At 33.0% G+C, this 1,877-nt stretch carries 3 protein-coding genes and 1 pseudogene; all 4 read left to right on the top strand.

The window, feature by feature from the left end; translation table 11 throughout:
* Nucleotides 1-255: 255 nt before the first annotated feature.
* Nucleotides 256-702, top strand: a complete 447-nt coding sequence (locus tag ON15_RS02300; protein WP_162255793.1) for a PfkB family carbohydrate kinase — start codon at nucleotides 256-258, stop codon at nucleotides 700-702.
* Between the two features lie 68 nt (nucleotides 703-770).
* Nucleotides 771-977: a phosphoheptose isomerase family protein gene (locus ON15_RS11935; protein ID WP_010579862.1), complete on the top strand. Its 207-nt coding sequence runs from the start codon at nucleotides 771-773 to the stop codon at nucleotides 975-977.
* Nucleotides 905-1,057: pseudogene (locus ON15_RS11930) on the top strand (phosphoheptose isomerase family protein); the annotation flags it as partial. The gene ON15_RS11935 and the pseudogene ON15_RS11930, both read left to right, overlap by 73 nt.
* A 30-nt stretch (nucleotides 1,058-1,087) precedes the next feature.
* Complete coding sequence (locus ON15_RS02295) at nucleotides 1,088-1,741, top strand: phosphoheptose isomerase family protein (RefSeq protein ID WP_010579861.1); 654 nt, start codon at nucleotides 1,088-1,090, stop codon at nucleotides 1,739-1,741.
* The last annotated feature ends 136 nt before the right edge of the window (nucleotides 1,742-1,877 follow it).

The raw sequence follows: 1,877 nt of genomic DNA, 5'->3' as shown, positions 1-1,877 counted from the left end.
AAAATACCCATCAAACGCGTGAAGCATGTGTTTGATGGGTATTTTGCATATCTTTGTGAATAAATCGGGTATGATAAATCAAAAACATTTCCAGGTGACAATGGTTTTACTAAGGTAATGTTGGATGGTGGTGATCGAAGGTTTGTTTTCAGTAATCATGGGGGAGTTTCAAAAACCTATGGAATTTTTGCACAGCCAGATAATTTTATTAATCGAGATTTAGTTCATTTTAATGTGAACGGCAACTGTGATAATTTGATTGATTATGTAAATCGTGAGAAGACTAAAATTGTTTATGATTTCTCTGATTTTGAAGTTGGCAAAGAAAGATTAGCTAAATTAATCTCTAGTATTGATTTAGCATGCTTTTCAATGCCAGCTGCTAGCAAAGAGTCAATAACAAAATTTTGTGGTATGTTGAAAGCAATTAATCCTCGAATCAACGTTTTATGCACCTCAGGAAGCAAAGGAGCTCACTTCTTTGAAGCAAAAGCTGGTCGATTAACAGCTGTAAAAGCAAAAAAAATACAGGTTAAAGATACAATGGGCGCAGGTGATGCATTTATTACTTATTTTTCATTAAATTTTTTTAATAAGGAAAGAGTCGATTCAGTTATCAACATTTTGAATGGTGCAACTGAATTTGCAGCTTCCCAATGTTTGGTGGACGGATCATTCGGATATGGATTTGAAGTAAAATAGGTATCGAAATTGCTTTTTAAGAATTTGATTATAGTTTAAATTGAAAATTGTTTGGGAGGAATATTATAATGAAAGATTTTGAGAAAATTGACAGCGCCGTTAGTCAATTAAAAGGTATTAAAAAAGTTTATTTTATTGGATGCGGTGCTTCAATGTCTGATTTGTATCCTGCATACTACTTGATAAAGGAAAAGGAAAAAGTATTACATCAAAAATTTATACGGCTAATGAGCTTATTTATAGTAAGCCAGATGATTTTGGAACAGAAGTTTTAGCTGTTATTGCTTCTTTAGGTGGTAATACCAAAGAATCAGTTAATGCCATTAAATATGCAAAAGAGAATGAAGCAACGGTTATTGCAATAACCGGAACAGCTAATTCGCCATTGACAATTAGTGCTGACTTTTCTTTTATTCATGGATTCCAAGAAAGTTATGCTGCCAAAACCTTCAAAATGCAAATTGCGTTATATATTTCTGCAAGTATCTTAAACAAATTTGATGATTATGAAGACTTTGAGTTATTTAAAAATGGTTTAACCAAGATTGATGATTTAATTGAGAAAAGTGTGAAATTGAATACTCCAAAAGCAGAACTTTTTGCTAAGAAGATGAAAGACTCATCTATTATATACGTACTTTCAAGTGGTGCTTCTTTAGGTGTAGCTTATTCAACGGCCAGTTTTCTCTTTATGGAAATGCAGTGGCTGCCGGCAGTTACCATTCATACTGGTGAATATTTTCATGGGCCCTTTGAATTAACTGAAAAAAAAGTTCCATACTTGCTTTTTATGAATGAAGGGTCAACTAGACACTTAGATGCACGAGCACTTGAGTTTATGCAACGGTTTGATGCAGAAACTTTTGTGATTGATGCCAAAGACTTTGGGTTGGGTAATGTTATTTCTAGCAAAGTTGTAGACTTTTTTAATCCATTAATTTTAACTGGCGTAATGCGTCCCTTTGAGGAAAACCTAGCAAGAGAGAGGAATCATCCTCTTACTAGCCGTCGTTATATGTGGAAATTAGAAAATTATTAGTGAGATAATGTATATTAAACTAGAGTAATTGTAAATTTATCTTGAATTATTCATAGTTCATTAAAAGCCCGTCAGTTTTCGTATTTTTTCGAAAACTGACGGGTATGTCTTTATCTTTTGCTGAAATACGGATTGG

It is taken from the genome of Liquorilactobacillus vini DSM 20605 (assembly GCF_000255495.1).
Lineage (GTDB): Bacteria > Bacillota > Bacilli > Lactobacillales > Lactobacillaceae > Liquorilactobacillus > Liquorilactobacillus vini.
This window is presented reverse-complemented; position numbering and strand designations above follow the sequence as displayed.

Excerpts from the sequence above, each read along its gene's own strand:
- ON15_RS11935 (WP_010579862.1), top strand. The coding sequence starts at position 771 with ATGAAAGATTTTGAGAAAATTGACAGCGCCGTTAGTCAATTAAAAGGT.